We start from the raw sequence: 5,671 nt of genomic DNA on the forward strand, positions 1-5,671 counted from the left end.
CCTCCCCCAGAACCCTCCCCAGAAACCCCGCCAGAAGACACCACAACCCCTCTCGGACCCGAATCAGACCCTGCACCCCAAACCCCAGAAGAAACCCCCTCAAATCGAGACTCTCGCAACTTTGAGAACGTCACCGGAGAAGTTGAAGAAGGAATCCGCGACATTGGGGAAAACCTCTGGGAAATTGGCCTCTCAATCCGGGATATGTTTGGCCGCTTCGCATCGGGAACAACCACAACCCCAGAAGCAGAAAACCTGCAACCTTGGGAATGTATCCAGAGTTTCGGAGAAAACTTAGGCGAAATTCAAGCCATTGCCGTCAGTCCCGACAGTAAAATTATCGCCAGCAGCAGTAAAGACAACACCATTTACCTGTGGAACAGCGAAACCGGAGACACCCTCCGCTTACTCATGGGACACCAAGACTTTATCTACTCCCTTGCATTCAGTCCCGACGGCAAAAAACTAGCCAGTGGTAGCGCAGACTGTACCCTTAAACTCTGGGATATTGAAACCGGAAAAGAACTGCGAACCCTCACTGGCCATGCGTATCACGTGGCCACCGTTGACTTTAGTCCCCACGGAATGACCCTTGCTAGTGGGGGATACGACAAAGTAATTAAAGTGTGGGATATTTTAAGCGGTCATAAACTGCGAACTCTGCAAGGTCATTGGGACCGGGTGACGGCCATTGCCTTCCACCCCGACAAACAAACCCTCGCCAGTGGGAGTGCCGATGGTACAGTCAAATTCTGGGATGTCCAGACCGGAGAAAAACTGGGAAATATCACCATTGGGGGAAAAATCCATACGGTGGCCTTTAGTCCCAATGGAGAAACCTTAGCCACAGGAGGCAGCGATCGCCGGATTCATCTCTGGAACATCGAAACCCAAGAAGAAATCCAAACCATGAGACTCCTCTCCCAAATCTATTCTCTCAGCTTCAGTCCTGACGGAAACCTCCTCGCCAGTGGCACAACCACCAAAACCATCCCCCTCTGGGAAGTCTCCACCGGACAACGCATTGCCAACTTAGAAGGCCACCAAAGTCGAGTCAACCAAGTGATCTTTTCCTCCCAAGGCCACCCATTAGTCAGCAGCAGCAATGACGGAACAGTAAAACTCTGGCAACCGAAAACCCCCTAAACTGAACCTTGGGTGAAACCTAAGTGTATGAATCATGGTCGGGTGGGCAATGGGTTTGGAGTTACCCTCACCCCCCATCCCCCTCTCCCAAGGTTGGGAGAAAGGGAAACAGTCTCTTTCATGGGCCTCTGATAGGGAATCCGGTTCAGTTAATGTAGGTTGGGTGAAGCATAGCGTAACCCAACATCCCCTAACAATTAAGACAACTTCCCGAAAAAGACCCCATACCCCGGTAACTCCACCGTATCCTCATAACGACGGTTGGTAAAATCCACCTCATCCGCTTCTTCGCAGTTGGGATAGTCCGATAAATCGAAATGAATGGGCATCGGACTAAGATTAAATAGACATAAGAGCCGTTGGTCTGGACAATGACGGATAAACCCTAAAAGAGGTTCGGGGTTGGGTAAGAGTTCTAATTTACCCTGACGTAAAGCGGGTTGTTGGTTGCGCCATGCGATTAAACGGCGATATTTATTTAAAAGGGAACTTCTCGCTTGATCTTGGACATCCACCGCATCCTGATAATGATCTTCGGAAATGGGAAGCCAAGGTTCAGAGGCCGTGGTAAATCCCGCATTGGGGGCATCTTGTCGCCAAGGCATAGGAGTGCGAGACCCGTCTCTCCCTTTAATCGTAGGATATCCGGCCAGGCCGAAGGGGTCTTGCATTTTTTCAAAGGGGACTTCTGCTTGGGTGAGGCCGAGTTCATCCCCTTGATAAATACAACAGCCCCCCCGTAGGCTAACTAATAAGGCCGCGAACATATGATCAAAGGCTTCTCTGGAGAATTCATCATCAATGAGGAATTTCCGCCACCGGGACCGCAGACGGGGGAAGTCGTGGGTCCCACCCGTCCAACAGATCACTCCGTTGTCTCCAAAGAGGTCTTCGACTCGTTTAATGATTTCGTAGAGGCGACTATGGGAGAGGGGTTCATCACTCATCAGGGAGGAGTTATAAGCCATGTGGAGGCGGTTGTCTCCCTGGACGTACTCGCTGGAGGTGAGGATGGTGTCTTCGGCAGAACTGATTTCTGCCAGCGTCATTGTCCCCGGATATTCGTCAAATACTTGGCGGATGGGTTCGAGGAGGTCTAAGGTATCCGGTTGGCAGAAGTTATATAGGTTAACTTGGGAGAAGAAGGGGTCGTTGGCCGACGCGCCATCGGGTCGTTTTTCGTTGGGCGATCGCGCAGGATTATCTTTTAAACTAGGGTCATGGGTGAAGAAATTAACCACATCCAGACGAAAACCATCCACGCCTAAATCTAACCAAAATCGCGCCACATCTAAAATAGCTTGCACCACTTCCGGGTTACGCCAGTTTAAGTCCGGTTGTTCACTGAGAAAGTTGTGCAAATAATACTGTTGTCGTTGGTTATCCCAAGTCCACGCAGTCCCCCCAAAAGTGGAAAGCCAATTATTAGGCGGCGTTCCGTCCGGTTGAGCATCGGCCCAAATATACCAGTCCGCTTTAGGGTTGTGGTGACTGCTGCGACTTTCCAGAAACCAAGGGTGTTGGTTGGAAGTATGATTCCAAACTTGGTCAATGAGGACTTTTAGGTTGCGGTAGTGGGCCTCCTCTAACAGGGTTTTAAAGTCCTCCATCGTCCCAAACATGGGTTCAATGGCCCGATAGTCTGAGACATCATAACCAAAATCTTTCATGGGAGACCGGAAAAAAGGCGATATCCAGACCGCATCCACTCCCAGAGATGCGATATAGTCCAATTTCTGAGTAATACCCGGAAGGTCGCCAATGCCGTCCCCGTTACTGTCCATGAAGCTGCGGGGATACACTTGATAGATTACAGCACTACGCCACCAATCCGCTTGGGAGGATTTTTCTGGGGAAATTTGCGGATTCGGGGTAAGTGTGTGTGTCATAAGAAAGAGGGATAAGTTCTGTCTGGCTCGATTTCAGTTCATTCTCAGTGTAAAAAGAGGGAAAAATGATAGACAAGACTCGATTGAAGGAGAGTTACCTATCCGAAAGTAAGAAAAAACCTAGGTTACACTAGACACGGGTGGTGTCGAGTCTCAGGCCACGGTCTGGAAACGTGGCCAAGCACACAGGTTGACAGGTTTGGGTTACTGTATTGAATAAGGAAACCATGATGACGCAATTAACCGACATCCGCTCTGGAAACCGTTAGTAAGGGAGGATTTTGGGGTGACTATACAGGAGATTTTGGCGTATTGTCATTCTCTCTTTCAACGGGGGAGCAATTTGGCTATGTCGTTGAGGAGAAAGGACAGTCTCACCCTAGAGGAAAATGAGGAGATGTCGGCTAAATTAGCCTCTCTGCCTTGGACAGAGATAGAACTGCCTTTATTACTCTATCAAGGGTTTTGGGAGCAACTCCAGCAAGGGATGAACAGCTTGGAAGACCGTTGGCAAGGGGAAACACAACCGCCGAGTTTTCGCTCTCATTTTCATCTGTGCAATGGGTATCTGAGCTACTATGGAGAGCAATGGGAGGCGGCGATTTCCCACTGTCATCAGGCCAAGCGCACGTTACAGGAAACCGGGGAGACAAGTCTGGCGGCGGAAATTTATTTTATTTCTTCTCTATCATTAATTGAGCTTTATGTCAATAGTCCGGTCGGCATACAACGCAGAATTTTACAAAAAATTATTGAAAATCAAGGGAAATTACAGAAATGTCCCTCCTTTGAACCCCATTTTTGGTTTTTAGTGCGAGGGGAATATAAACGGTTGTTGGGAGCGCGGGATGCGGCCTTGGAATGCTATGAAAAGGGGATTGAAGGGGCGCGAAATGGGGGATTTCGGCGGGATGAGGCGTTAGCCTACGAGTTGACTGGCCGATTGTATCATGAAATGGGGAATGAGCTTCCCGCCCGGGCTTATTTAATGGCGGCCTATGGAATGTATGGGGGGTGGGGGATCTTGGCGAAACGGCAGTTTTTGCAAGATCATTACCCGGAAATCTTGAGTCCTGTCACTCCCCAACTGTCTCTAGAGGGAGAGGTGGCCACTGCTCCAGAGATCACTGCTGCACCCTCCCAACCCGTTGCTCCTCCGTCTCTCTCCCCTGGGGTGGACTGGAAACGAGCGTTGGTGATGTTACAGGGGGTAGGAGAAGACAACACCCAAGGCATTGTCCCACAACTCCTCTCTTTGATGTTAACCCAGACAGAGGCGGACCAATGCGCCCTGCTGATCTCCCAAGGGAAAGGGTGGCAGGTTGCGGTGGTGGCCCCTGAGACGGACAATTTCACAGAGGGGAAAGTGTGGACTCCGTTATCGAAACATCCGGAGTTACCCCAGGGCCTCTTTGAGCAGGTGAGTCACACTCAACAGTGGGTTGGAGGAGATGAAGTGAAGGAGGAATGGTGGGGGGAATGTCTCCCCGATACTCTCCCGAAGCGGGTGTTTTGTACTCCTCTGGTGTCTGGGGGGAAATGCTTGGGCCTGTTGTATTTAGAAAATTGTTTCACGGCACACCGTTGGAGCGAGGACTGTCGGGTATTGTTGGAGATATTGGCCGCTCAAGCTGCGCTGCTCTTAAACGATTCTCAAGTATCGACTCAACTGGAAGCTACGTCTCAAGAATTACAACAAACAAAAAATCAGTTGGTCCAAGGGGAAAAAATGTTGGCTTTGGGCCAACTGGTGTCGGGAATTACCCATGAAATTAATAATCCGATTGGGTTTATTTCTGGGAATTTACAATTGATGGAGGAGTATTTGCGAGATTTAATCGAACATCTACAACTCTATCAAACCCGTTATCCCCAACCGGACCTGAGTATTGTCCAGCATGGACAAGAGATTGATTTAGAGTATTTGATTAGTGACTTTTTACAACTCATTCATTCCATGCGGGAGGGGACCCAACGCATTCGAGAGATTAGTGTGTCGATGCGGACGTTTTCTAGGGCAGATACAAAGCGGAAGGTGGAGTATGATCTCCATGAGGGGTTAGACAATACGGTGACGATTCTCCGCCACCGTCTCAAGGCCGATTCCCATCGGCCTCCCATTCAGGTGGTGAAGGAGTATGGGGATTTACCTCCGGTGGTGTGTTATCCGGGCCAGATTAATCAGGTGTTTATGAATATTTTGGCCAATGCGATCGATGCGTTGGAGGAGTCGAGTCAAGCGTTATCTTATCAGGAGTTAGAGAAACATCCCCCAAAAATTGTCATTCAAACAGCAGTTAATCCGACTTCCCAACAAGCGGTGATTCGCATTCGAGATAATGGGGGAGGAATTCCTCCAGAGATTAAGAGACAAATTTTTGATTATTTATTTACCACAAAACCTGCGGGGAAGGGGACTGGGTTAGGGTTATCAATTAGTTATCAAATTATTACAGAAAAGCACCAAGGCCGCTTAATTTGCAAGTCTGAGGTGGGGGTGGGGACTGATTTTGTGATTGTATTGCCTTTGTGATTCATTAAACCCTTGGGTTAAAAGCCTTGGGTTAAAAGGGTTAAAAGCCTTGGGTTAAAAGGGTTAAAAGCCTTGGGTTAAAAGGGTTAAAAGCCTTGGGTTA

The 5,671-nt window shown here is 49.1% G+C and carries 3 protein-coding genes; 2 read left to right on the plus strand and 1 reads right to left on the minus strand.

Annotation, left to right across the window (positions count from 1 at the left end; genetic code table 11):
* On the plus strand, window positions 1–1,146 hold a 1,146-nt coding region (locus tag PN462_RS04735; RefSeq protein ID WP_272126863.1), incomplete at its 5' end, for a WD40 repeat domain-containing protein.
* A gap of 197 nt (window positions 1,147–1,343) precedes the next feature.
* Here PN462_RS04735 and PN462_RS04740 read toward each other — a convergent pair.
* On the minus strand, window positions 1,344–3,035 hold the full coding sequence (locus PN462_RS04740) for an alpha-glucosidase family protein (RefSeq protein WP_272126864.1): 1,692 nt from the start codon (window positions 3,033–3,035) through the stop codon (window positions 1,344–1,346).
* Between the two features lie 286 nt (window positions 3,036–3,321).
* Between PN462_RS04740 and PN462_RS04745 the strand changes: the two genes are divergently transcribed.
* Window positions 3,322–5,568 (plus strand): ATP-binding protein, encoded by a 2,247-nt coding sequence (locus PN462_RS04745; RefSeq protein ID WP_272126865.1) that lies wholly within the window; start codon window positions 3,322–3,324, stop codon window positions 5,566–5,568.
* Window positions 5,569–5,671: the final 103 nt, after the last annotated feature.

The sequence above is a fragment of the Spirulina sp. CS-785/01 genome, assembly GCF_028330525.1.
Taxonomy (GTDB): Bacteria; Cyanobacteriota; Cyanobacteriia; order Cyanobacteriales; family Spirulinaceae; genus JAQMSD01.

What these genes read in the sequence shown, in the direction of transcription:
- PN462_RS04740 (WP_272126864.1), bottom strand. Translation starts at nt 3,035, where the DNA reads ATGACACACACACTTACCCCGAATCCGCAAATTTCCCCAGAAAAATCC.